Raw genomic sequence first — 21,028 nt, forward strand, 5'->3', positions numbered from 1 at the left:
TATTGGGGTTTTCGATTGCCTCGGCACTGATACTGCTCGATGCGCTAGGCGGAACGCCGATTTTGCAAGGCTTGCTGGGACTGGCATGGGCCTTGTTTATAGGCTTTGGTATTGGCGCGTTTCTGTTGGCTATCGGCCTGATGGCTTGGCACCGCCGATAACTCGCATAAAAAATGCCCAGCCATAGTCAAACACCCCAGTATGCCCACGCTCGACCAACGAAATGCAGGCGTAGTCTAGTTTTCCGATGGGGTCTGAATCAGGTGCTCCATCCCCATCAATTTGAAAAAATCCTTGTTCACCTCTCTGAATGCGTCGACAACGGCCCGAGCGTCGCCCAGCCCGAATTCGTCGAAATCTTCCCCTGCCGGCAATTGCACGCAATCGCCCAACAGGCCGACCACTTCCGGGAACTTGTCTCCCAGCATGTCCGGCAAGCCGACGCCGGTTAAATTGGCAATCAGGCGGCGAGCGTCCTTCACCCGCAGTTCATGCACGATGGCCAGGCGGCCGTCGGATAGTTCTATGGTTTTACTATGTCTCATGGTTTAGGCCGCCGGCGTAATATCGATATAAACCTCTTGAGCCGGATCGTTGCTGTAGACAGGCGTCATTCGAATACTGGCACCGTGTTGAAAACCTACTATTGAATCGACTTTGAATTTCGCTCTGATTGTTTGCATGAGTAAATACCTTGGATATTGGCCATCCCTGGCCGTTATGGATTAAGAGAAGATTTGGCCGACGATGACTTCGAACGGCGCGTCTTTGCCGGTCGGTACCGCCATGCGGCCTTTCATGCTCAGCTCGATCGGTTTGTCGCTCATGAAGTCGACCGCGCCGTCGGCGGTCAGCGTTGCTTCCCAGATCGAGACCGACAGCGGGCTGCCGTCGAACAGGTTATTGCCGTCCAGGAGCAGTTCGCCCTTGATTTGCGCCAACGTGCCGCCCTTGACCTTGGTGCCGCTGACCGCGCCGTAAGCGAAATCCACTTTCAGTGATTGCGTTTCGGTAATCGCGCCGGTGCTGAGGATCTCCAGCCAGCCCATCGCATAGTTCACCCGGTAATCGGTGTTCAACACGTAGGTAACGGCGCCGGCGGAATCGGTCACCACGAAGCCGGCGGCCGCAATGTTCTTTTTGGATAGATCGACAAACTTGCCCAGCTTGGCGGTGACCACTTCATCCGTCACCGTGCCGCTGCCTTGCGTATAAACCGATTCGTCGCCTTGCAGCGCCATGGCCAACGCCGCGCCGGTGATTTTGGAAATGCTCACCGATAAATCGGACGGCTTGTTGATGGCGGCGGACGCCGTCACCTGTCCGTACTCACCCTTATCTTTCGAGACCTGCTCGATCAATTCGGAATTAGGCTTGATCTCCAGTTTGGCGACGCCGGGTAATTTGACCCGGCCTTGTTTGACGCCGGCCACGATGCGGTCGAGGTATAAAGTGCCTTCCGCTAATACGCCTGATACAGACATGGATTATTCTCCTGTGTTGGGTTGTTCGAAGCGGGGTTGCTCACGTAAATCTCCTAAAAAAATGATTACGCCATGCCAATGACGGCATTGGCTAAAAACGTCATCGGGAATTCGGCATAGCCCAGGTTATAGCTGGGCCGCTCCCGGCCTTGGTAGATAAATCCCTGCCGTTGCGTTGGGTCGGCTTTCCAGCCATGCAGCGCTTTCAGTACAGCCGACATAAAGCCGCTGGCGACCACTTCCGTGAGCCCATTCGCGCTATCGGTGGCCTGATGGGGCACGATGATAATCACGTCCCATTCCTGCTGTTCCAGTAGCGGCGTATCGGTGGGATTGCCGGGCGAAACCGGTTCACCGCCGCCAGGCACCACGAAACAACCCGGCAATAGCGGCCCGATGTCGCGTAGCCCGGCCAGCAACGAGGCGTTGCCGACCGTGATAAATCCGCTGACCTGGGACTGGATGCGTAAAACAATGTTTTGTTCGAGCGTCAGCATGATCAATCGATACCCGGGTTAAGCTCGCGCACCTTGGCGGCGAAGCGGTTGCGTAGCTCGATTTGCGCTGCGCGGGCGACGTCTTCGGCCACTTCGAAGCCAAGGTCGAGATCAACGTATTGCTCCACTATAGGCAAACGACTTTCGTTTAGGCGCTTGAATATTCCCGCATGCCCGGATCGCATCGTGGCAACAAACCCACCTTCAAAAAAGAATTTGCCAGCTCTCGCGCCACGTTTCGTTTGCACAAGCTTGTAACTTTTCGCTCCCGTTTCTTTGTCGGTCGATTCGGCGCCAAGATACGTTGCCTTAACCTTATTCAAACCAATCCACACCGTACCGGTTTCCCGGTTACGTTTGGTCTTGACCCGAAACCGCCTAAACACCCGCGCCGGGATGCCGGTTTTAACCCGCATGCGGTTACGCAGCTCTTTGCCTGCCCAGGTCGTCGTGGTGGAGATGGCCGAGCGCTGCGCGTTGAAAATCGTGTTTGGCAACGCATCCAGCGTCCGCTGTACGCCATCATCGATCAGGCTGATATTGATGAGAGCCATCAGTAGCGCCTCAAAGTCAACGTGGCCATGCCGGAAACATCGCTTTGACTGTCGATATCGTTCAAGTCCTCGAACATCAGCGCCGGGTCAGCATTTCCTGGAATTCCTCATGCGTATGCCCTTAGCGTTAATACACTCCAACCGGTATGATCGGTCTGCCAATCCAATATGCTGTATTCGGCCTCGCCCACCATCACCACTCCGCGCAATACGACCCCCGCGCTATCCAAATTCGCTTTCGGCAGCTCCAAACTATAGGTTTTGTCGGCAAAGGCTTGACCGGCTATCGCTGCCGCTCGCGTATGGTCGGTAAAAATCCCGCGCAACTCGTGAGCAATCGCCCCATCCCGATAAATAAACGGCTCACCGAAGGCCTCCAGCGCCATGTCATTCACCACATTTTCTTCGCTCACGTTACACCTCAAGCAAATACACGGCCGGCATGACTGCAGAGCCTGCGGCATTGTTTAATGTAGCCGGCGCAGGGTTATCCAGCGCGCCGCCGCTGCCTGTGCCGTATAGATAGCTTAATATCGCCGTCCCCCCTGGCAATCTTCCAAGTGACGGCGCGAGCGATCCCGTGGTTAACCCGCGCATACCGGGACCTGCCGATGCGATTAGCCCGACCCAGTACATGCGTCCCGGCTCCAGCGTTAAGTTGCTGCCAAATGAGCCGGACTGATCGCCGGTAGACGTAGTATCCAAGCCGGTGACAGATGCTAATAGTGCGCCGGGCGCATCGTTACCGGCGATAACAGCATTGGCATATATGCCGACTTGCGCGGTACCGGATGCCCCAGTCGTCACGTTGATGCGCAAGCCTGACAGCTCTATTAATCTCGGCACGACAAATGGGGCAAAATACTCGCGATTTGCGGTGATGGTGACGCCGCCTAACGCCGTACCGGCCACATCGCCGGCGATTTTTGGCGTGTCGACGCGCTTGGGATATGCAGTAGATTGACAGCCGAGCGGGTATCCTTGACTGGCTCCGCCACCAACAAAAAACCTGTGGTCGGCAAGATTGACAGCAGCCTCGCCGCTTGAGAGCGGCGGCGTGTTTCCTGGCGTGGTAGAGCGCTTGAGTAATATGTCGGTCATAAGTTTTCGGACACCGCCCACACCTGATCGGCTTGATCTGCGCTAACCCCTAACGTGATCAGCATACTGATCACTAACGGGTGATAACGGTCATAGTCCACAGAATATTCCCACCAATCCGCCAATGTGTCGTCAGCTGCTACTGCCGCCTCGACAGCCTCTCGTAATCCACATTGCCGCAGCGCAAGACGTAAGGAGCGAGCAGACACGCGCCAGACGCCGATGCGACCGTCTCCGATAATGACCGCTAGATCGGGCAAATACCGTTTGCCTCGGCCGCTGGCCAGTATGTCGTCCCACCAAGCCTCCGCGTCTTGCTCGGCCAGCCATGCCGCTTCCGGCACGTCGGACGGCCGGGCGTCATTAGGCCCGGCGGCTAATACGCGCTCCATGATCGGCTCGCCGTCTGTCGTTTGCCCGGCAATCCACGCCCACACGTAACAGACGGACATCAGAATGTACCGCCGTCTATAGCAGTGACAAACTCCAGCCCCGTAGCGCCCGCATTGACGCGCACAAAAGCGCCGCCGGCGCCGGTATAGTTTGCCGGCGTGTCGTTCAACGACACGAATTCTGTCACGCCATTGCCGGCCGCCGCAGACTCCCACCTGCTGTTAGCCGTGCTGTACGTCAGCACTTGTCCGTTGCTGGGCGCCGGCACGTGTACGTTGGCCAATGCATCAATATTGGCCGCGGCAACACGGGCATCAGCTGCGGTATTAAAATCCGTAATGTCGGCGGATGCCAGCGCACTTATTTTGTCCACTACCCATTTGCCGCCGATGTCGACCGGCGTACCGTCGGATATGCGACCGTAAAACAATTTGCCTGATTGCTCAGAGTACGATAACTCCCCGGCCGATAACGAGGACGGCGACGCAGTGGTAGCCGAGCGTTTGATTTTGATAATGTCTGCCATGATTACTCCTTAAAAATTTTGCCCATCCAGCACTTGATCGCGCCAGGCGCCGTTGTAATAGATCATCAATCGTCCGCTGGCCGGATCTCGCCATAATTGACCGTCAACGCCGGGTGATGGCGGCACCGCCCCGGTAGCGGCGGTCGCTCCGCCATCGCCGCCCGGACCGGCCGGACCTGCCGGTCCGGGTAATCCGGGCTGACCGACTAGCACGATAATAGGTTCGTACACAGTGACAGACATCAGTCTCTCGCTATGTCCTGTATGATAATCAGCGGCGAATGCTCGTAAGTGATTCGCACTCCGTCCGGGTAAGTAACCTCCAGGTCGAACCAGTAATTTCCGACCGCGATTTCGGTAACCGCTGCCGGCATCACTAAATCAATACGCCCATCGAGCGGTTGAGTAGCCAGGCGACCATCCGCCGTACTCGCCTGCATCGCTACTACGTCATCCGCCCCACGCACTTGTAGCCGAGCCGCAGCCCCCGTCAGATCCACCGGACTCTCGTCCGCATACCGGATAATCCAGGCACGCTGCCAGGTATCGCCGCGCAGCAGCCTAACGATCGGTGCCGGCATATCCACATCTCTTTTCTCGCCGCTCTTCATCGAACAGCGAAAACTTGTCGCTTTTGCGCAAGGCGATTGTGCGCATCACATCGGTCATGCCATCCAGGTCTGACCGCATACCGAGGATTTGTGCTTGCAGCTCGGCGACTTCGCGCTTTGCGCTGGCTAGAGCTTCGCTCAGCTGCAGATTGATCGCGCTGAGCTGGTCGATCTTGCCGTTTGCGGCGGTCAAGGCGTCGTACAAACGGTTATTGACAGCGCTCATCCGCTCGATTTCGTCGCGCAACAGCTGTATGACGTCGCTTTGCGCGTGGGCAGCTTTCACCGCCGTGCCGTCCGCCGCGCTTTGCACCGCCCAACGCTTGATCAACAGCCACAGCGAGCCGAAACCGGCCACCGCGCCGGCGGCACCGGCGGCGATGTCTTCCGGCGAGATACTATTAGGGTCGGGTAAAGTCATGCTTACGCCAGCACGCCGGGCTTGCCGATCAGTTTGATCTTGATCGTGGTCACGCCGGCGCCAGCCGATTCCCAGGCAATCGCACCATCGGACACGTCGCCGGCTGCCGGTGTCGCTGCGTTATCGTCGAAGGCGGCGGCGGACGCGTCCCACATCACGTATTCGCCTGTGGCGATGACCGCGGCCGAGACTTTAGGCACTTCCCAGACGCCTTCTAACGCGACCGCGCCGGTTGCACCATTGGCAATATCCACCAGCGCGATACCGATCAGCGCATCGCTGTTGGAACCGATGACAACTGGATCGCCAGAATTAACTGCCGCTCCGCCGTTCGCCCAGTCGATGATGTCGCCGTCTTGTACATAATTACTTGCCATTGTCTTTTCCTCTAAATTGAATCCGGCTAATGTATGACCACTACTGTCGCCATACCCTGTTTACTGGCGGTTATGCGCCCGGGTTTTTATAGGCGCCTTCGTAACCGATGACCCCCACGCCGAAAGGAAGCTCTACGCGGTAACGGATGCCAGCGGTGTCGAAATTTTCTTCCATCGCCAGCATTGGCTCTGACTCACCATCCAGGAACACGACTTCAACGACCGGAGCGACGCTTGGATCCGCAAACAAATACCAGGCCGTACCGGTTAAGCGCGGCGTATCGACAACGTCTTGCACGATGCCGTTGACCTTATTAGGACGTTGCAATTTGTTGGCGGTATCTGGGTCGTAAACCGCATCGACAATGACGCGCGCAGTGCCGCCCATGCCAAGCGGCGCTAACAAAATCTCCGGCCGAATGTCCAGATATTCGTTGCCGGATAGATCTTTTTGGCTGGCCATTGCCACCCGTGCGGCATCCAGACTATCAACCGAAAGCGCAGCGCCTGCTACAGCCAGGTTTCCGTGGTCAGCATGGAATAATGCCACGCCGTCTTTGAGCGCCGGATTTCCGGTCAAAGCGGCGTAGGCGCTGGTCTCAATGGTGCGCTTGGCCGCGCGGCCCAGCATGGCCGTGGTGTCGGAGATATAGCCAATGTCGTCGTTGATGACGATTTCCGGCGTAATGCTGACGATACCGCCGCGGCGTTTTGCGCTAATACCCTCTTTGGCCATATCAGGAATTACAAGACTTTTGTATTCGCCATGTTCGTTGACCGGATCGATATTGCCGATGGTGCCGCCGCGCAAACGCTGCCATTCGCGGAAGTCCGAAACGCTGCCGATTTTGCACCACCGCGTATAGGTGTCCGGCGTAATTTGGAAAGCAGTCAATACTTGACGGTGCATGACATTTTCCAGCAATACCGGGAAATCGCTGGTGGTTTGCCCCATGCCGGAAGCATAGGTATGCATCGCCAGTGCTTTTTTGACCACACCAACCCTATCCATGCCTTTAACGTTAATACCGGCCTGTGCTAAGCAAGCTTGGGCGATTTGCTCCAGGCGCATGCCACGGAAATCGTTTCCTGCCTCGGCACGGATCGGTTTACCTTCGGCATTTTTTGCGCCACAGCGCGCTAACAGTGCGTTAGCCACGCCAGCGCCGAATTTATCTTTGGCGTCCTCGGTGACGGTGGCATGTTGACCGGCCACCGGTTCGGCACCCTTAGCCAGATGCGCCAGGATGCGTTTGTTGGCGGCATCCTCACTGATCGTATGATCGTTTTGCAATGATGCAACCAATTCTGCCATTCCTTCGTGAGTCATGAATTTAGCCGCATTGGCTGCAATAGCATTGCGGCGGGATTGATCAGCTGCTAATGCGGCATTGACTACTACGCTATGCTCTGCAGGCTGAGGCGCTTGATTGGATGGCGGTTGCTGAGCGGTCGCCGCCGGTTTTTTGTCGTCTTTATCCATGGTTTTCCCCTGTGGATGGTGATTAAATGCGGCGGCTGCCGCGGGTAAATTCCGGTAGCGGGATAGATCAAATGAGGCGGCAACTGGCATCGCCTCGACCACGGCATCGATAAATCCATCGGCACGTGCTTGCTCGGCGGTATACCAGTGATCGTCGCCATCGGTCAGCAAGGCCAACATGTCGGCTTTGTCTTTGCCGGTTTTTGCGGCATAGCTGGTGGACATGGCGTCGGCCCACATATCCAGCACGTCGGCAGCGTTGCGCAGTTCGGCGGCATTACCACCGGCATAGGCCCACGGCGCATGGATCATCAGCATGGCGTTATCGGCCATTTCTACCGTATCGCCAGCCATGAGAATCAGGCTGGCAATGGAAAGTGCCATACCTTCGTTGCTAGTCGTGATCTGCGCTTTGTGGCGTTTGATGGCGTTATAAATCGCCAATCCATCCGGCACCGACCCGCCAATACTGTTGATGCGCACGGTGATGGCGTCTACATCCAGCGCGTTGAGTTCCTTGACGAAGTCTTTGGCGGTGACTGACTCGCCCCACCACGATTCGCCGATGTCTCCGAAGATCAGGATTTCCGCAGCTTTAGCTTCGGCCTTGACGCGAATGGCATACCATTTGCTTGCTGTCGTCATATTTGTCTCGTTCTGTTAGTTATTGCTCATCGCCCAATTCATGCAGCCATTTGCCAAGCCGCTGCTTAAGAACGGCGTTGACCGCTGCTTCGCTAGATCCATCGCCGCGATCATTCGCAGGCTGCGCAACGCCTTGCTCGTTGGCGTAATCGCTGGACAACACCAAGCCCTTATCTTTGACGGCGATTCGCCATGAATCCATTTGTTCCAATACGTCGCGCGGGTTGACGCCACGGCGGCGCATAACTTCCACTTCAGCGGCAAAACCGTCTTGCACCAGTTGATGCCAGGCCAGCGCCTCTTTCAGCGGATCGATCCATGGCATGGCCATCGCGATGTAAAGCGCATCGTCGGCACTTTCCGGCAGGACGTCGGCAGGACGTTTGACTATGCCGGACAAATGGGCCACGTTGACGAACGCCTCCCATACCGGCTGCACGCATTGCCCGGTAAAATCGTCGGTAAGCACGGCATAATCGATCCAGGACTCCACCAACTCTTGACGTTGTGCCGAGTAAGTGCCGCTGTAGTCCCGGGAGATGCTGGAATAACTGCCGGCCGGCATCCCCGCCGCCACTGCGCGGAGCTGGCCTTGGCGGTAGCCGATCAGGTTTGGATTTGGCCGCTTGCTGTCGATTAGGCCAATTTCTTCGCCGATGCCAAGATCGGTGATAATGGCCCCGGCGGATAAGCGAATGTCTGGCGGTAACGCTTTGCCGTTTTCGTCGTGCGCGACTTTGTCAGGATCGAACATATCCGGCGTGCCGCGCTTAACGTAGGCGGTCAGCATCGCGGCGATTTTGGCCGCAATGCGTTCTGATTCCTCGTAATCTTTGATGTCTTCCAGGCGGGTAAGCACCGCGGCAAATTCGGAGACGCCCCGCAATTGGTGCATACGATCCAGAGCCGCTATGTGTAGCATGCGCGACGCATCGATACGGCGCATATCTGACCTAGAAGCGGTCAAACTTGAAAACGAACCGTATAAATCACCCGGGTGCTGTTTGAATACGTGATAGGCCACGCGACGACCCCAGCCATTACGCTCAATGCCTTGCCGAATGCGACCGCCGTCGCTGTATTCCAGCGGCACCATGTCGGGCTCGAATAGTTCTAGCGAGAACGGTATGCGCGTTCCATGATCTAGTGACGCAATAGGCCCGCTGAGCATTTGCGCAAAGGCCTCGCCATCGCGAAACCACGTAGCCGCCATCAGTCGTTGTGATCTCGCCCAGGTATGTTTCCATGTGACTTCAGGCCGACGTTGCCAATCGCGCCACGCATCGCGCAGCGCTTTGGCATATTCTTCGTGGATAGTGCCATCCGCGCGGCGCGGTTGCGGCTCAATGCCGATGCCTTGCGGGCCTACTGTGTTGTTGACCAGTTTTCTCAGGATTCCACGTGCCAAATCGTGATTGGCGCATTTATCGCGGGCTTGATCGCGCAACGCGGCGGCTCCGCGCTGCACCCATACGTCTGGAGCGGATTTGTCGCGGGCGAATTTACGTAGCTTGCTGGGTTTTGCGGCCTCGTAATAGGCCAAGATATTGCGAGCAGCCAGGCGTTTAACCGCCGCTTGCGGAGCAAAAAAACCGATGAGACGATCAAACGGATGCTGTTTCATCGTCCGTCCAACCGTGCTGTTGAGATGCCAAGCCCGCCCATTGTTGACAGGCCGGCCGTATTACGCGCCTCGGCGCTGACTTTACGCTGCCACTCTTGGCGGCCTTTTTGCACCATGGCCAAATCGGCCCGCGTCAACATCCGCTCGCCAAAGCGTACCGATTGACCGCTCAGAATGGCGGCCTCGGCATCGATGTATTTTTGTAGCATGTCGGTGGCTGTGCTCATGGGGGAGCATTACACCGATTAGCTTGTGTCAAAAATAGGGGAAAATGACAAAATTTTTAGGCATCGGCGAAAAATCTTGAATATATACGGCTTTGCCGTTCATGAACTGCAAAGATTATGCAACCATTCAGCTTTAGTTGATAAGGCGGATGGCGCTTCGCTTATCCGCCCTACGCGCTGTATGGTCAAAAATCGGCAGGCATAAAAAATCCGCATATCTTAACGGGTGCGGTTTCCGCTTGTAGGGTTTCGAAGCATTGTAATCAGAATGGCGGCCAAGGCTGGCTATGTCAACTTAGAATAAATGTAATCTAATGCGAATTTTTCCACTGGGTGTACCGTCTTTTGAGTATCGACAATGGCTTGAGCAGTGTCGGCTAACGATCGCTTGAACACCTCATCTTTCTTTGCTTGAGCATCGACATATTTGATGAACGCATTCGGTGACGGCACCGTCATCGATTTAAAGGTTTCTTTTATCTGTTTTTCGTTTATGCGCCGATCTCCACTTAGCTTTTGGCAAAATGCCGCGACCTTTGAGAGCTCAGCAGCTCTAACACTGCCGTCGGCCTTCGCTACGAATAGCAAAATACCAAGCGCTTCAAATTCACTTTCGAATAGCTTATCAAGTGAATATTCGGAGGAGGCGCGATATTTTTCTTCGAAATATCTCAAAATATCATCAACGACTTCCCCAGTTTCTAAATCAACGCAATGTTTCACATGATTGGTTCTGAACACTCGGTTCGCATCGCGTAACCGGCAATGTCCGTAGAATTTCCCGCCGTAAGACGTATGGCCAAATTGTTTAATATCGACAGTTCTGGTTGTCCGATTTCCTTCTATATCGATGTAATCGAAACTGATAATGGCTCTTAGCGGCAATATATCGTCGACTTCCGAATGAAACTCCTCCCAGGCATCTTTATCAACCGATGCCCATTCTTTAGGCGGCGAATAAATCTCAATAGGAGTAACTGATTTTCCTGTGGATACGTTGACCATATCGCCAACGATACGATCGATGACGAATGTCCGCATCTCGTTGCGCAGGTGGCAAAACGCTTCTAAGTAGATACTTTTTCCGCGTTTTTCAACCTCATGAACGGTGATGGTTCTGGAAGTGGCCTCTCCAAGCGCATCACAATAGTCAATCTGATATGTTTCCCCTGAAATTTTTGGCACAGGGGAATGTATGCGATTATTTTCAGATTTGACTTTTATTTTAGGGCGCTGTTTTTTAAGGTAAGCATAAAAATCACCAATATTAGAAAGCGAGCTGCGACTACCCGAATCGTTTACTCTTTCATCAGATGGAAGTATGGGTGGCAATCTGGGCTCAACTGGATGTTTTTTATAATATTCACCAATAACATCCGTTTTGAATATCGACGGCGTCGATTTTTGGAGCGTGTCAACCGTTGCAATCTTATCGCGGTCCAAATAATCCACATATCGGGGGCCGGTTTTTTCTAAATAGGATTCTTTTACGTCATCCGTTTTAGGTTTATCCGGCACCGGTTTTTGGCGGGGAATAATGACCATCTCCCTTGGCATTTCTGTTGCCGTTGAATTAGCCAAATTCTTGGTCTGTTCTCGATGCTGTCGCATGATTTCGGCGACTTCGGCTTTCCGCTTTTCTCTTTTTCGAACGCCGATGACTTGCGCTATTGAAATCACAAACACCAGCAATAAAACAGCAATGATTACCAGCTTTAGTACCATTTATTCACCTTTTTAGGCGAAGTGTAGACCAAAGCCGTTAGGGTCCGCCAGCCTCAGACCGTTATCAATTCAAGGTTTTAGACTATGCTTTTGGTTTTTAAACCCAGGATAGGTTAGACAATATGCAAGGCATCGTGAAAGGCATATCCCGAAACAAGCAACGCATGGCGATTTTGACCGAGCATGGATACACCGTGTTCGATATTCGGGATGGCGAAGCCTGCATGGGCGACATGATCAGCGGATGCCTAGACGATCACGGAGAGCAGGACTTAACCAATCTAAGCAGCGGACATAGATTGTGCGTGTATATCGAAGCCATTCAGGCATCGAAAGAATCCGCTCAATCTCTGCTGTCTCATAGATAACACCTGAAAAAAATAATGCGTTGATTTGATTCCGGCGCATGATTAACCCCCAATCGCCCGATATAAGGTTTTCAGGCTAATCCGGAAGCGTTGGCACACTTCGGCATGGTTGTGCCCGTCGAAGGCTTCCCTGATTTGCTGGCTGGTGTATGCGGGCCTTTTGGGAAAGTAGATGCTACTGCCCCCCCAATTGTCTTGCAGCTTTTTGAAAATGCGATTGGACAGCTCGGCCGCCGCCGGTTCGTCTATTTCCGAATCCAACAGCGCTTTTAGAATGTCGTGTTTGAACAATTCGGCGATGCTGTCTTTTAAACTCATAATCTTGAACTCCAGGAATCTGAGGTGAATGGGTTGACGGTAGCCATGGGCGGTTTTTCCGGCGCGGATGGCGTTCTAATTTGACGGGCTTCAGCTGCGCTGACGATATTGCTGTTCGATTCCAATGCGGCGGCCCATATCGGGGGCTTTTCCCAGTCGAATTTTTCGTCATTCAGCCGTAGCCGCCAGCAGCAAGCCAAGATGTAGACGCATAAATCCAGACCTTCGTTGCGGGCACGGATTTTTTCCCATTTGCCGTTTTCGCCGCGAACTTCTGCGCGCAATTCGTCGTAAAAGCTGACGTCTAGCCAATGTGGGAAATGCAGGTATAGGCCACCGGGATGGACGCGCCGCAGCATGGCATCGACCTTGTCTTTGAACGCGTTGGTGTTGAGGATGTAGAGCGGGATGTCTTTCATCGGCCGGCCCTGGTTATCCTTGCCGAAGGATTTGACGATGGGCGATTTGTCGTCTTTCGATCCGCCCTTGACCAGCATGACTTTTCCGGACAAGCCGGATTTTTTCATGCGCCGGTAAAATTGGTAGGCATAGTCGGTGGTGTTGCCGTTTCCGCCGGTGTCGATGGCGATCAGGTGGATCAGCATTTTGCGGCCGTCGCCGGTTTTGTAGCTGGCGTTGATGACTTTTTCCGTTAATAAATCCCAGTCCTCTTTGTAGACGCCGGGTTCGACGCGGCGCTTTGTGCCGTCTTTCTCGGTAAAGGCGATGTCAAAGCGGTCGATTAAGGTTTGCTCCATTCCGACGCCGACGGCATGCACTTGCACTACGAAGCGGGCATCGCGACCGTTCTGGATGTCGACAGCGGCTACCAACAGGCGGGCCGATGCCGGAACGTGATAGCGCTCCAGGGCTTCGGCGCGGTTGGCCAGGTCATCGCCGCTTTCCAGTTCCGCCAGGTGACGCGGCAAATAGGCCGCGCCGAAGTTGACGTTGACGATGGTTTTGAGGTTTTCTTCCGAGCCGGTAATGTCGTATTCGCGATGGGCTTTGAGGTATTTGTCGACCAGATTGGCCGGGTCGGAATAGGCGGCAAAGACGCCGGGAAACCAGAAGGAGGCGACGCGGCTTTTGACCGGTTCGCCGGCCAACCGGCCTTCGACGATGGTTGCACCTTCGGGTACCCAGATGCCGGTGCGGTTCATCTCGCGTTTTTTGTTGACGTCGATCAGGCAGCCGTTGCGCGTGCATTGGTATTTGACCTGCTGCTGGACTTGGGTAACGGTGACGCCAAACAGGTCGCGCTCGTGGATGAAATGCAGACCGCGTTGGTCCGGCGGCGGCAGGTAGTATTCTCCGCATTCCGGGCACTGTACGTACCAGCGGCGCATGTCGCCCATGTTGTATAGCGATAGCGCGCCGCCGCAGGGTGGCGCTTCATGTTTGTAGTGAGTATTGGGCTTGGGATCCGTGATTTCAAAACCGGGCGAGGTTTCCACCAAGGTCATGCCGCGGCTCAGGAACTTGGCGGTGCGCTGTTGGGACAGGGCAAACGGCGAGCCCTCGCCGTCTACGTTTTGGGTCATGCGGTCGTAGTCGGTGATCAGGACGTATTTCAGCGGCTTGCCGGATATTTCGTTGATGGACGGCCAACGCTGGAACAGGATCGCGCCGGATTTGAAGACTTTGTCGTAGGTGTTGTCCGATTTGCTGCCGGGAGCCAGCTCTTCTTTGAGCGACGGGCTATCGCGAAAGGCGCGCTTGATGACCTGGGTATCGAAATCACGGGCAGTGCCTTTTGTGGTCTGCATGATCAGGGCGTCGGACGGGTCGCATTTGATGATATACGCCATGAAGTTGGTGATGAGGCCCTGGGTTTTGCCGCTCTGCGCCGGTCCGACGAAGATGACGGCGTCGTATTGGCGGCTGCTGAGGCAGTTCATCGGTTCGATCATGTAGGGCGTGAGACTTGCATCCCACGGCGCAATGCCGCCACTGGCAGTGCGGACGTTGACGTAGCGCTTGGATGCTTCGACGACGCTAATCCTTTCTGGCGGACGGATCATTTTCGCAATGTTTTTGCGGATATCGACTGCGGCACTCATTCCGTTTCTTCCAGCAAGTTTGCCCATTGTTCGCGGAGCACATCGACCCTTGCTTCCACGCCGGCGATGACATCGGCATCCAGGCCGAAGTCGCGCTCTAAGATGTCTGGCAGGGTTTCCAGCACTTGTAGGCCAGTCTTGGCGATCACGGCCATTTGCTCTCTGGATTCGTTCACGTAGACAGCTGCACCGATTTCGCGCTCTAATTTGACCCGGTCGATTTCAGCCTTAAACCAATATGCGCGATCTTGGGGTGACATCTTGTCGGGATCGTTCAGCGTCACGCCAAGCGAGGTCTGCGGGACCAATATTGCCTTGGCAGCCTGAGCAACGCTATACACAGGAAAACCCCGTCGCTCGCCATTGGGATTGATGTTGGCCGAGCGCAACCTGGATTGCACGGTTTCCCGTGCAATACCGAACTCTCGCGCCAACTGGTTCAAAGACCAGTTAAACCAATCGTTTTGAGATACAACCTCAGCCGCCATACAAACCCAAGACAATTAAATATCTCATAAAAAAAACAGCAAGTTACACAACAAAACAAGACATCAGTTGAGACCCTAAGCACCCCAAAAACTCAAAAAAACCGAGCGTTTTTTATCCCGCAATCGGCTGAGAGCCAGAAGGACCCGCATTAAGCGCCGCCCTGATATCCTCGAATCCACGCCGTGACGCCAGCGAGTGCTTCGGCCGCATGTAATCGGCGAACAGCTCCGGCGACGGCGGGCAATCCTCGGCATGATCTTTCTGCCAGCGAGCAAGCCCATCACGGATCTCCCGAACCGTCAGCCTGGACAGCACAGGACTCCACAACCGGCGAAACTCTTCCTGCGCGGCCGTGGTTTTGTAGTTCGTCCACCACCAAACCCGATACTGGCTGCTGGCCATGATCCCGATCAGAATTGTGATTTTGTCTTCCGTTTTCATCCAGCCACCTCCCGACGGCGTTCTCGCAATCGCTTTTCGACTTCATCGTTCAAAAACGTCCGGTATTGCCGGTACGTCTTGCTGCCCGGCCCCGCATACCCGTGCTGCTTGGCCCACGGCCAAAGATCGTCGTCGGCTTTCGGGACTTTCGCCCACTCATCGATCGCTCGAATGCGCCCTGCCCCTGGCCTGTCGGCAAACGCCGATTCCTCGGCCAAGCGCTTTTGCTCATCCAAGATCGACTGCAGAAACTTGCGATACAGCACTGGCGAATCCGGCAGCCGCCCGCCGTTCCAGGCATGGCATGCCGACATGGCCTGGCGGATCAGCCCGACCGAATGACCAAGCCGCACCCAATCCGCAAACAACGGAATCGTCTTGGCTGTCTGCACGATATGCAGCGGATAGCCGCACTCGGTAATGAAAAACTGCGCCCACTGCAACGGCTGATCGAAAACCGAGTCGTCCGGAATTTTCTCGCATGCGTGCGCGCTAAGAGTTTTGTATGTTTCTTCTTTGGTTTCTATTTGGGTTATGGGTGCACGTGGTGCAGGGGTGGGTGCACGTGGTGCAGGGGTGGGTGCACGTGGTGCAGGGGTGCATGTCGTGCAGGGTGCACCTGGTGCAGGGGTGCATGTCGTGCAGGGTGCACCTGGTGCAGGGGTAACCACCCCGGATTCCGGACTAACAACATATACAGTGCTATGCCCGTTTCTAATTTTTTTGCTCAAAAATCCCATTTGTTCCAGCTCGGCAGTCACTTTACGAACGCCGCGCTCACTCAGATTGCACTTTCTCATTAGCGCGCCCACCGATGGAAAACAAACGCCGTCATCGTTCGCCGAATCGCACAGAGCTATCAGCACGAACTTTTGAGTCATACTTAGGTCTGGCAGTTTCCATGCAACAGTCATTAGCGCTATGCTCATCGACGTTTACCATCGTCTTTGATATACCCTGTCTCGCTAAGATGCTGCTTCATCCTATTGAACACATATCCGCCGTCGCCATCACCCCACCGCCAAAGCAAACCCAAAGCCTCTGCGTTGTTTTCAACAAAGCCATGAAAACTATCTATGGCGTCGCGCTCCTTCTGCAAATCGTCTGCATCAGGCTTCATACTGATAATGTGACGACAATAGTCAGTCAGCTTTGCGTACAAGTAACCACCATCGTCTTTCGTGACCTCGATCAACTTCAAGCCGCGCAATTTATGTACCCGCTTTGATAAGCCACCATTGCTATTCAGGCCGGACATCGGCATGTCCTCAATAAACACCCGATACTCAAACAGCACGAATCCATCAGCACGAACATCGCCTTTATCGGACAACCACTTGATGTAATCGATGACGGCCCAGTCTGTTAAATCGGTCGATTCATGCAACCCGGATTTCACAATGCCGAACTGGTTAATCAGAACAGTAAATTTCATAGCTCAACCTCGCGCAAACGGCATCTGAATCTCAATCCCCGGCCAAAGCCAGCACCGCATCCAGTAGCAAACCCAAATTGCCGCAGTTATCCAGCACGATATCGCCGGGGGCCACGGCAATGCCTGCCTCGCTGGCATGGGTATCGGTATCCGGCAAACCGGGGCGCTGGATATGCACGATCATCCCGCCATGGGCGCGAATCAGCGCCGCCTCGTTCTCGAAGCGCACGTCGTCATAAACCCGATGCGCGTCGGCCGACAACTGCTCAAGCCGCGCCTGCTCGCACATTACCCACAAATCCGGATTGATCAGCCGCCTACCCCAATCGGTGCCCAAGGTTTGCAACAAATGCCGCATCGACACACCGATGGGGTAAATCACCTCTTCCTTGCTGGCATGACAAGCGGCAATTTCCGCCGCCGTCAAACCCAGCGCCGACAGCAACACATCCACCATCGCCCGCAGCGGATCGGCGAACGAATGCCGCCGATAACCCAGCGACAGCAGCGCACTAGCCGCCGTCGACTTGCCGGACTGTTTACGGCCCGTAAACCCGATAATCATTTAAAATCCTCAGCAAAACTCATCACCCAATCGACCAGCGCGCAGCCGCCCCAGCGCACCACGCAACCGATGCCGATCAACAGCAGACCGGCCAGCCACAGCGCCAGCAACAAAGCAGCCCATGTCGCCAAAACCCATCGCTCAAACCACGACGAACCCATCATGCCAACGACCACGCCTTCAACACCGTCCCGTCCCGAATCACGTGCGTTACCTGTCCGGCCTTTTCCAGCCGGGCTAAACACAGGCGTACGCTATGATCCTGCTCTTTTAAGCCTTCGCGCAGCAGACGGCGGTCGGCCTTGGTTTCCACCAGGCCAGCCAACGCCGTCCACAGCTCAAACGCCGTGGAGCCCGGAAAACGGCCCAACGCATTCAGCAGCAATCGCTCTATCCATTCTTTATCGCTCATTCAAACCCTCCGCAAAATCGCGCCAGCCAGCGCAGCAGCCAGTCAAACAAGCGCTGCCACGCTTCAGACAGCAGCGCCCATAACGCTTCACCGGCTATCTCCAGCCTTAACCGTACCGCCAATGCCAGCAACCAGGCTTGCCGCCTCACGCGGCACCCTGCACCCGACCGATATTCAGCCTGACCATCCCGCGCGCTACGGCGGTGGCAATTGCCGTGCAGCGCATATTGATCGCGTCCTGCCTAATCGCCATCCTGAGGTAAATCTGATCGGTATTCGCCGCCACGGTCTTGGCGCTGATCGCCAGGCGCCGGGCAATCGACTTATCCGTCGCCCCCTCGCAGATCAAACGCAACACCTCGGCCTGTCGCTCCGACAGCCCGGCCGGATTCACGATTTCCGCCGCCAATTCTTCCAACATAGTAAAACTCCCTAGGGAATTGACCCTATAGTCAAGCCGTTAAAAACACTCAATAATGATTTTGACGGCGCAACTTAAAAGGCGCCTCAAATGCAGTACCCGTGGCTACCAACCCCGAACCCAACAAGAGAGACGCCAAAACCATGAACGACCTAATCATCACGCTCGGAAGCCTGATCGCTTCCTTGGGCAACACCCAATCCGCCGCTGTTTTGCGCGACCATATCGGCCTGATCAAAACTCGCCTTGAGCAGCTCGAACAACGGAATAAACAGCTCGAGGAAGAAAACGCCGATTTTGTAAAACGCATGCACGAAATGCAGCAGCAAATAGCGCGTGACGCGAAAACGAGCCAATACACCGAATACCGGGGCGCATTGTTTGAACGTGGTGCGTCGGGTACTTACAGCAAAACGCCGCGTTGTCCCGCGTGTCATAGCGTGATGTTCTCCTTTCAAAACGTAATGGAATTCACCTGCGGCAAACCCACCTGCGGCCAAATCGCAAACTTCACGGGTTTCGACTTGGAATCGGTGCTTAAAGAACTTGAATCGTTATAAAAATCGGTATGCACGGGCTTACTCCTGACCGATTGGGGATGGCTTTGAAAGCGATGGGCGCAACTGATCAACCGAAATTTCGCCATCGACCGCCTTGCTTATCAGTTCGGCATATTGGGTTTCGCCCGTGTACTCGGTGCGCGGAGGCCGTCCGGCGATGGCCCATTTCTTAACCGCTTTACCAGTTAATCCGCAAACACGGCCTAATTTTTCAAAGCCGCCGACAATGCGGCTGGCTTCGTTTAATTTTTCGGAGTAAATGTTCATGCTGGAAGATGGTAGAACCAATTGTGCCTGTTGGTCAAGAACTGATTGTTCTAGGTCGAAACGCTATATTGAACTTATGGTTACTGACGAAACAGACAAAGAAGGATTTTCAGAACGGTTAAACGCTGTTCTGGATGCGGCTGGAATCCCAAAAATAGGGGATGGCAGGCAAGGTGTACTTGCAGAAATGTTTGGCGTATCTGATAAGGGCGCTCGGAAATGGATTCAGGCAGAATCGATCCCAAGGCATGGAATTATAAAAAAGATTGTTGAAAAATTTAGGGAAACCGGCGTTACTTATGAATGGTTGATGAGCGGCGATCCCAAACTATCGCCCTTCAAAAAGAGCCTGACACCGGAAAATAATTATGCATTTCCCAAAGAAAAGCAGCTTTCGGAACAAGTAAATTATCCAGATCCCGGTTTTAAACCCGTCAGATTTGGCAGCTTTCGCCTACAAGCCGGCATCGTTGGATTTTCAATCGAATACCTCAACGAATCGCAAACACCGCTGTATTTTCACGTAGATTGGTTACACAAAAAAGGACTGAAGGCCGAGAACCTGACCGCCTGCACCATTACCGGCGACTCAATGGAGACCGGCTTGTATGACGGCGACACCGTGGTCATCGATACCAGCAAAACTGTCCCGCAGGACGGCGACGTTTTTGCCATCAACTACGAAGGCGAACTATTGATTAAGCGCCTATACCGTGACGCTGGACACTGGTATCTGCAATCGGATAATCCGGATAAAACCCGCCACCCCAACAAGCTTTGCGCGGGCGATATTTGCTTGATCATCGGGAAAATAGTTCATAAGCAAAGCAACAAAATTTAGCAACCCACCGAATAATGGAATCGTCATGGACTTAATCGATAAAATCAAAGAGATTGCCAATCGTTACGAAAAACAAGCCGCCAACATCCAAACAGAAGAGGCCACAAAAAACGCCCTGGTTATGCCGTTTATCGCCGCCCTGGGCTATGACATATTCAACCCATCCGAAGTGATACCGGAATTTACCGCAGACGTTGGTATCAAAAAGGGCGAAAAAGTCGATTACGCCATCAAAAAGGACGATCAAATCATTTTGCTATTCGAGTGCAAACACTGTGGCGCCAACCTGCAAAACGAACACGCATCGCAATTGTATCGATACTTCCACACTTCGGCCGCTAGATTTGGCGTTCTAACAAACGGCCTGATTTACCAGTTTTATTCCGATATTGAAGAACCCAATAAAATGGACGAAAAACCATTTTTCGAGTTCGACATCAGAGATATAGCCGACAACCACATTAACGAGCTGAAAAAATTCGCAAAAACCAATTTCTCCCTCAGCGATATTATCAATACGGCCAGCCAACTGAAATACAAGGGCGAACTCATCAAATGCCTGGAGCGTGAAGCCGAAAACCCATCCGATGCACTGATAAAATTTTTTGTGGCCCAGATATACCAAGGCCGCGCTACACAACCGATTATCGAATTATTCGGAAAATTGGTTAAGGAAGGCCTAAACGAATTCATCAATCACCGCATAAATTCCCGCCTAAAATCAGCCCTATCCCAACCGACAACAGCGCCAACGCCGGAACCCAGTAAAGACGAAGCGATAGCCGAGGATAACAAGTCTGACATCGTTACGACACCCGAAGAGCACGAAGGCTTCTTAGTGGTCAAAGCTATTGCCAGGCAAGTCATCAGCCCCAAAAGAGTCATCATGCGGGACACCAAAAGTTACTGCGGCATCCTGTTGGACGACAACAACCGCAAACCCATTTGCCGCCTGCACTTCAACGCCAGCAAAAAATACATCGAGATCGGCCGTAGCGGGATCCGCATACCCATAGACGATGTCGACGACATCTATAATCATACTCAAGACATCCAACAATCGATTAAGGATTACGAATCGGGCGGCGAGCAATAATAAAAATAAGGTGATACCATGAAAATAAAGATACCGTCGATGCCGGCAAATGATAGACCCATCCAAAAAAGCCACGTGCCGCAG

34 protein-coding genes and 1 pseudogene are annotated in these 21,028 nt (G+C 54.0%); 5 read left to right on the plus strand and 30 right to left on the minus strand.

The window, feature by feature from the left end; translation table 11 throughout:
• The first annotated feature begins 2 nt into the window (after positions 1-2).
• Positions 3-161, plus strand: a complete 159-nt coding sequence (locus AB0A83_RS15520; RefSeq protein WP_367154645.1) for a hypothetical protein — start codon at positions 3-5, stop codon at positions 159-161.
• Positions 162-236: 75 nt separating this feature from the next.
• Here AB0A83_RS15520 and AB0A83_RS15525 read toward each other — a convergent pair whose 3' ends face one another.
• From AB0A83_RS15525 to AB0A83_RS15605, 17 genes are all read right to left on the minus strand, one after another.
• Positions 237-545, minus strand: a complete 309-nt coding sequence (locus AB0A83_RS15525; RefSeq protein WP_367154646.1) for a hypothetical protein — start codon at positions 543-545, stop codon at positions 237-239.
• Between the two features lie 3 nt (positions 546-548).
• A complete protein-coding gene (locus AB0A83_RS15530; protein WP_367154647.1) occupies positions 549-683 on the minus strand; it encodes a hypothetical protein in 135 nt (44 codons plus the stop codon).
• A 42-nt stretch (positions 684-725) separates the two neighbouring features.
• Positions 726-1,484 carry a hypothetical protein gene (locus tag AB0A83_RS15535; RefSeq protein WP_367154648.1) on the minus strand — a complete coding sequence of 253 codons (759 nt, stop codon included), beginning with the start codon at positions 1,482-1,484 and terminating at the stop codon, positions 726-728.
• A gap of 65 nt (positions 1,485-1,549) precedes the next feature.
• Positions 1,550-1,981 carry a hypothetical protein gene (locus tag AB0A83_RS15540; RefSeq protein WP_367154649.1) on the minus strand — a complete coding sequence of 144 codons (432 nt, stop codon included), beginning with the start codon at positions 1,979-1,981 and terminating at the stop codon, positions 1,550-1,552.
• Between the two features lie 2 nt (positions 1,982-1,983).
• Positions 1,984-2,535 (minus strand): phage tail protein, encoded by a 552-nt coding sequence (locus AB0A83_RS15545; protein ID WP_367154650.1) that lies wholly within the window; start codon positions 2,533-2,535, stop codon positions 1,984-1,986.
• A gap of 107 nt (positions 2,536-2,642) precedes the next feature.
• Positions 2,643-2,948 carry a hypothetical protein gene (locus tag AB0A83_RS15550; RefSeq protein WP_367154651.1) on the minus strand — a complete coding sequence of 102 codons (306 nt, stop codon included), beginning with the start codon at positions 2,946-2,948 and terminating at the stop codon, positions 2,643-2,645.
• Position 2,949: 1 nt separating this feature from the next.
• Complete coding sequence (locus AB0A83_RS15555; protein WP_367154652.1) at positions 2,950-3,636, minus strand: hypothetical protein; 687 nt, start codon at positions 3,634-3,636, stop codon at positions 2,950-2,952.
• Positions 3,633-4,088 carry a hypothetical protein gene (locus tag AB0A83_RS15560; protein ID WP_367154653.1) on the minus strand — a complete coding sequence of 152 codons (456 nt, stop codon included), beginning with the start codon at positions 4,086-4,088 and terminating at the stop codon, positions 3,633-3,635. Before AB0A83_RS15560 ends, AB0A83_RS15555 begins: the two co-directional genes overlap by 4 nt.
• A complete protein-coding gene (locus AB0A83_RS15565) occupies positions 4,088-4,555 on the minus strand; it encodes a hypothetical protein (RefSeq protein WP_367154654.1) in 468 nt (155 codons plus the stop codon). Before AB0A83_RS15565 ends, AB0A83_RS15560 begins: the two co-directional genes overlap by 1 nt.
• A 9-nt stretch (positions 4,556-4,564) precedes the next feature.
• On the minus strand, positions 4,565-4,798 hold the full coding sequence (locus AB0A83_RS15570; protein ID WP_367154655.1) for a hypothetical protein: 234 nt from the start codon (positions 4,796-4,798) through the stop codon (positions 4,565-4,567).
• A complete protein-coding gene (locus AB0A83_RS15575; RefSeq protein WP_367154656.1) occupies positions 4,798-5,136 on the minus strand; it encodes a hypothetical protein in 339 nt (112 codons plus the stop codon). Before AB0A83_RS15575 ends, AB0A83_RS15570 begins: the two co-directional genes overlap by 1 nt.
• Positions 5,117-5,587: a hypothetical protein gene (locus tag AB0A83_RS15580; RefSeq protein WP_367154657.1), complete on the minus strand. Its 471-nt coding sequence runs from the start codon at positions 5,585-5,587 to the stop codon at positions 5,117-5,119. The genes AB0A83_RS15575 and AB0A83_RS15580 overlap by 20 nt, the downstream gene beginning before the upstream one ends.
• 2 nt (positions 5,588-5,589) lie before the next feature.
• The gene (locus tag AB0A83_RS15585) at positions 5,590-5,964 is read right to left on the minus strand and encodes a DUF2190 family protein (RefSeq protein ID WP_367154658.1); all 375 of its coding nucleotides are present in this window, start codon (positions 5,962-5,964) and stop codon (positions 5,590-5,592) included.
• Between the two features lie 70 nt (positions 5,965-6,034).
• On the minus strand, positions 6,035-8,092 hold the full coding sequence (locus tag AB0A83_RS15590) for a ClpP-like prohead protease/major capsid protein fusion protein (RefSeq protein ID WP_367154659.1): 2,058 nt from the start codon (positions 8,090-8,092) through the stop codon (positions 6,035-6,037).
• A gap of 19 nt (positions 8,093-8,111) precedes the next feature.
• Complete coding sequence (locus AB0A83_RS15595; protein WP_367154660.1) at positions 8,112-9,716, minus strand: phage portal protein; 1,605 nt, start codon at positions 9,714-9,716, stop codon at positions 8,112-8,114.
• Positions 9,713-9,943, minus strand: a complete 231-nt coding sequence (locus AB0A83_RS15600) for a hypothetical protein (RefSeq protein WP_367154661.1) — start codon at positions 9,941-9,943, stop codon at positions 9,713-9,715. The genes AB0A83_RS15595 and AB0A83_RS15600 overlap by 4 nt, the downstream gene beginning before the upstream one ends.
• 285 nt (positions 9,944-10,228) lie before the next feature.
• Positions 10,229-11,668 (minus strand): WYL domain-containing protein, encoded by a 1,440-nt coding sequence (locus tag AB0A83_RS15605; protein ID WP_367154662.1) that lies wholly within the window; start codon positions 11,666-11,668, stop codon positions 10,229-10,231.
• A 122-nt stretch (positions 11,669-11,790) separates the two neighbouring features.
• Here AB0A83_RS15605 and AB0A83_RS15610 point away from each other — a divergent pair, with 122 nt between their 5' ends.
• Positions 11,791-12,036, plus strand: a complete 246-nt coding sequence (locus tag AB0A83_RS15610; RefSeq protein ID WP_367154663.1) for a hypothetical protein — start codon at positions 11,791-11,793, stop codon at positions 12,034-12,036.
• A 42-nt stretch (positions 12,037-12,078) separates the two neighbouring features.
• On the opposite strand, the gene AB0A83_RS15615 is transcribed toward AB0A83_RS15610, so the two are convergent.
• The 12 genes and pseudogenes from AB0A83_RS15615 to AB0A83_RS15670 form a co-directional block, all read right to left on the minus strand.
• Complete coding sequence (locus AB0A83_RS15615; RefSeq protein ID WP_367154664.1) at positions 12,079-12,354, minus strand: Mor transcription activator family protein; 276 nt, start codon at positions 12,352-12,354, stop codon at positions 12,079-12,081.
• Positions 12,351-14,417, minus strand: coding sequence for a phage terminase large subunit family protein (locus AB0A83_RS15620; protein ID WP_367154665.1), 2,067 nt, complete (start codon positions 14,415-14,417; stop codon positions 12,351-12,353). Before AB0A83_RS15620 ends, AB0A83_RS15615 begins: the two co-directional genes overlap by 4 nt.
• Entirely contained in the window at positions 14,414-14,905 is a 492-nt protein-coding gene (locus AB0A83_RS15625) for a DUF1441 family protein (protein WP_367154666.1), read from the minus strand. Before AB0A83_RS15625 ends, AB0A83_RS15620 begins: the two co-directional genes overlap by 4 nt.
• A gap of 112 nt (positions 14,906-15,017) precedes the next feature.
• Positions 15,018-15,347: a hypothetical protein gene (locus AB0A83_RS15630; protein ID WP_367154667.1), complete on the minus strand. Its 330-nt coding sequence runs from the start codon at positions 15,345-15,347 to the stop codon at positions 15,018-15,020.
• A complete protein-coding gene (locus tag AB0A83_RS15635; protein WP_367156187.1) occupies positions 15,344-15,790 on the minus strand; it encodes a hypothetical protein in 447 nt (148 codons plus the stop codon). The genes AB0A83_RS15630 and AB0A83_RS15635 overlap by 4 nt, the downstream gene beginning before the upstream one ends.
• A 297-nt stretch (positions 15,791-16,087) precedes the next feature.
• A pseudogene (locus AB0A83_RS15640) lies at positions 16,088-16,276 on the minus strand (helix-turn-helix domain-containing protein); the annotation flags it as partial.
• Positions 16,273-16,782, minus strand: coding sequence for a hypothetical protein (locus AB0A83_RS15645; protein WP_367154668.1), 510 nt, complete (start codon positions 16,780-16,782; stop codon positions 16,273-16,275). The gene AB0A83_RS15645 and the pseudogene AB0A83_RS15640, both read right to left, overlap by 4 nt.
• Before the next feature lie 31 nt (positions 16,783-16,813).
• A complete protein-coding gene (locus AB0A83_RS15650) occupies positions 16,814-17,347 on the minus strand; it encodes a hypothetical protein (RefSeq protein ID WP_367154669.1) in 534 nt (177 codons plus the stop codon).
• On the minus strand, positions 17,344-17,511 hold the full coding sequence (locus AB0A83_RS15655) for a hypothetical protein (protein WP_367154670.1): 168 nt from the start codon (positions 17,509-17,511) through the stop codon (positions 17,344-17,346). The genes AB0A83_RS15650 and AB0A83_RS15655 overlap by 4 nt, the downstream gene beginning before the upstream one ends.
• Complete coding sequence (locus AB0A83_RS15660; RefSeq protein ID WP_367154671.1) at positions 17,508-17,759, minus strand: hypothetical protein; 252 nt, start codon at positions 17,757-17,759, stop codon at positions 17,508-17,510. The genes AB0A83_RS15655 and AB0A83_RS15660 overlap by 4 nt, the downstream gene beginning before the upstream one ends.
• Entirely contained in the window at positions 17,756-17,908 is a 153-nt protein-coding gene (locus AB0A83_RS15665) for a hypothetical protein (RefSeq protein WP_367154672.1), read from the minus strand. The genes AB0A83_RS15660 and AB0A83_RS15665 overlap by 4 nt, the downstream gene beginning before the upstream one ends.
• A complete protein-coding gene (locus tag AB0A83_RS15670) occupies positions 17,905-18,180 on the minus strand; it encodes a LuxR C-terminal-related transcriptional regulator (protein WP_367154673.1) in 276 nt (91 codons plus the stop codon). The genes AB0A83_RS15665 and AB0A83_RS15670 overlap by 4 nt, the downstream gene beginning before the upstream one ends.
• Before the next feature lie 185 nt (positions 18,181-18,365).
• Here AB0A83_RS15670 and AB0A83_RS15675 point away from each other — a divergent pair, with 185 nt between their 5' ends.
• A complete protein-coding gene (locus tag AB0A83_RS15675; protein WP_367154674.1) occupies positions 18,366-18,740 on the plus strand; it encodes a hypothetical protein in 375 nt (124 codons plus the stop codon).
• Positions 18,741-18,758: 18 nt separating this feature from the next.
• Here the strand turns inward: AB0A83_RS15675 and AB0A83_RS15680 are convergent, their stop codons facing one another.
• Positions 18,759-19,007, minus strand: a complete 249-nt coding sequence (locus tag AB0A83_RS15680; RefSeq protein WP_367154675.1) for a hypothetical protein — start codon at positions 19,005-19,007, stop codon at positions 18,759-18,761.
• Positions 19,008-19,083: 76 nt separating this feature from the next.
• Here AB0A83_RS15680 and AB0A83_RS15685 point away from each other — a divergent pair, with 76 nt between their 5' ends.
• Positions 19,084-19,848 (plus strand): helix-turn-helix transcriptional regulator, encoded by a 765-nt coding sequence (locus tag AB0A83_RS15685; RefSeq protein WP_367154676.1) that lies wholly within the window; start codon positions 19,084-19,086, stop codon positions 19,846-19,848.
• A 25-nt stretch (positions 19,849-19,873) separates the two neighbouring features.
• A complete protein-coding gene (locus tag AB0A83_RS15690) occupies positions 19,874-20,944 on the plus strand; it encodes a type I restriction endonuclease (protein WP_367154677.1) in 1,071 nt (356 codons plus the stop codon).
• Positions 20,945-21,028 lie beyond the last annotated feature (84 nt).

Origin of the sequence: Methylomonas sp. HYX-M1, assembly GCF_040741385.1 — a bacterium.
Taxonomy (GTDB): domain Bacteria; phylum Pseudomonadota; class Gammaproteobacteria; order Methylococcales; family Methylomonadaceae; genus Methylomonas; species Methylomonas rhizoryzae.

Excerpts from the sequence above, each read along its gene's own strand:
- AB0A83_RS15525 (WP_367154646.1), bottom strand. The coding sequence starts at position 545 with ATGAGACATAGTAAAACCATAGAACTATCCGACGGCCGCCTGGCCATC.
- AB0A83_RS15530 (WP_367154647.1), bottom strand. The coding sequence starts at position 683 with ATGCAAACAATCAGAGCGAAATTCAAAGTCGATTCAATAGTAGGTTTT.
- AB0A83_RS15535 (WP_367154648.1), bottom strand. The coding sequence starts at position 1,484 with ATGTCTGTATCAGGCGTATTAGCGGAAGGCACTTTATACCTCGACCGC.
- AB0A83_RS15540 (WP_367154649.1), bottom strand. The coding sequence starts at position 1,981 with ATGCTGACGCTCGAACAAAACATTGTTTTACGCATCCAGTCCCAGGTC.
- AB0A83_RS15545 (WP_367154650.1), bottom strand. The coding sequence starts at position 2,535 with ATGGCTCTCATCAATATCAGCCTGATCGATGATGGCGTACAGCGGACG.
- AB0A83_RS15555 (WP_367154652.1), bottom strand. The coding sequence starts at position 3,636 with ATGACCGACATATTACTCAAGCGCTCTACCACGCCAGGAAACACGCCG.
- AB0A83_RS15560 (WP_367154653.1), bottom strand. The coding sequence starts at position 4,088 with ATGTCCGTCTGTTACGTGTGGGCGTGGATTGCCGGGCAAACGACAGAC.
- AB0A83_RS15565 (WP_367154654.1), bottom strand. The coding sequence starts at position 4,555 with ATGGCAGACATTATCAAAATCAAACGCTCGGCTACCACTGCGTCGCCG.
- AB0A83_RS15570 (WP_367154655.1), bottom strand. The coding sequence starts at position 4,798 with ATGTCTGTCACTGTGTACGAACCTATTATCGTGCTAGTCGGTCAGCCC.
- AB0A83_RS15575 (WP_367154656.1), bottom strand. The coding sequence starts at position 5,136 with ATGCCGGCACCGATCGTTAGGCTGCTGCGCGGCGATACCTGGCAGCGT.
- AB0A83_RS15580 (WP_367154657.1), bottom strand. The coding sequence starts at position 5,587 with ATGACTTTACCCGACCCTAATAGTATCTCGCCGGAAGACATCGCCGCC.
- AB0A83_RS15585 (WP_367154658.1), bottom strand. The coding sequence starts at position 5,964 with ATGGCAAGTAATTATGTACAAGACGGCGACATCATCGACTGGGCGAAC.
- AB0A83_RS15590 (WP_367154659.1), bottom strand. The coding sequence starts at position 8,092 with ATGACGACAGCAAGCAAATGGTATGCCATTCGCGTCAAGGCCGAAGCT.
- AB0A83_RS15595 (WP_367154660.1), bottom strand. The coding sequence starts at position 9,716 with ATGAAACAGCATCCGTTTGATCGTCTCATCGGTTTTTTTGCTCCGCAA.
- AB0A83_RS15600 (WP_367154661.1), bottom strand. The coding sequence starts at position 9,943 with ATGAGCACAGCCACCGACATGCTACAAAAATACATCGATGCCGAGGCC.
- AB0A83_RS15605 (WP_367154662.1), bottom strand. The coding sequence starts at position 11,668 with ATGGTACTAAAGCTGGTAATCATTGCTGTTTTATTGCTGGTGTTTGTG.
- AB0A83_RS15610 (WP_367154663.1), top strand. The coding sequence starts at position 11,791 with ATGCAAGGCATCGTGAAAGGCATATCCCGAAACAAGCAACGCATGGCG.
- AB0A83_RS15615 (WP_367154664.1), bottom strand. The coding sequence starts at position 12,354 with ATGAGTTTAAAAGACAGCATCGCCGAATTGTTCAAACACGACATTCTA.
- AB0A83_RS15620 (WP_367154665.1), bottom strand. The coding sequence starts at position 14,417 with ATGAGTGCCGCAGTCGATATCCGCAAAAACATTGCGAAAATGATCCGT.
- AB0A83_RS15625 (WP_367154666.1), bottom strand. The coding sequence starts at position 14,905 with ATGGCGGCTGAGGTTGTATCTCAAAACGATTGGTTTAACTGGTCTTTG.
- AB0A83_RS15630 (WP_367154667.1), bottom strand. The coding sequence starts at position 15,347 with ATGAAAACGGAAGACAAAATCACAATTCTGATCGGGATCATGGCCAGC.
- AB0A83_RS15645 (WP_367154668.1), bottom strand. The coding sequence starts at position 16,782 with ATGAAATTTACTGTTCTGATTAACCAGTTCGGCATTGTGAAATCCGGG.
- AB0A83_RS15650 (WP_367154669.1), bottom strand. The coding sequence starts at position 17,347 with ATGATTATCGGGTTTACGGGCCGTAAACAGTCCGGCAAGTCGACGGCG.
- AB0A83_RS15655 (WP_367154670.1), bottom strand. The coding sequence starts at position 17,511 with ATGATGGGTTCGTCGTGGTTTGAGCGATGGGTTTTGGCGACATGGGCT.
- AB0A83_RS15660 (WP_367154671.1), bottom strand. The coding sequence starts at position 17,759 with ATGAGCGATAAAGAATGGATAGAGCGATTGCTGCTGAATGCGTTGGGC.
- AB0A83_RS15670 (WP_367154673.1), bottom strand. The coding sequence starts at position 18,180 with ATGTTGGAAGAATTGGCGGCGGAAATCGTGAATCCGGCCGGGCTGTCG.
- AB0A83_RS15680 (WP_367154675.1), bottom strand. The coding sequence starts at position 19,007 with ATGAACATTTACTCCGAAAAATTAAACGAAGCCAGCCGCATTGTCGGC.
- AB0A83_RS15685 (WP_367154676.1), top strand. The coding sequence starts at position 19,084 with ATGGTTACTGACGAAACAGACAAAGAAGGATTTTCAGAACGGTTAAAC.
- AB0A83_RS15690 (WP_367154677.1), top strand. The coding sequence starts at position 19,874 with ATGGACTTAATCGATAAAATCAAAGAGATTGCCAATCGTTACGAAAAA.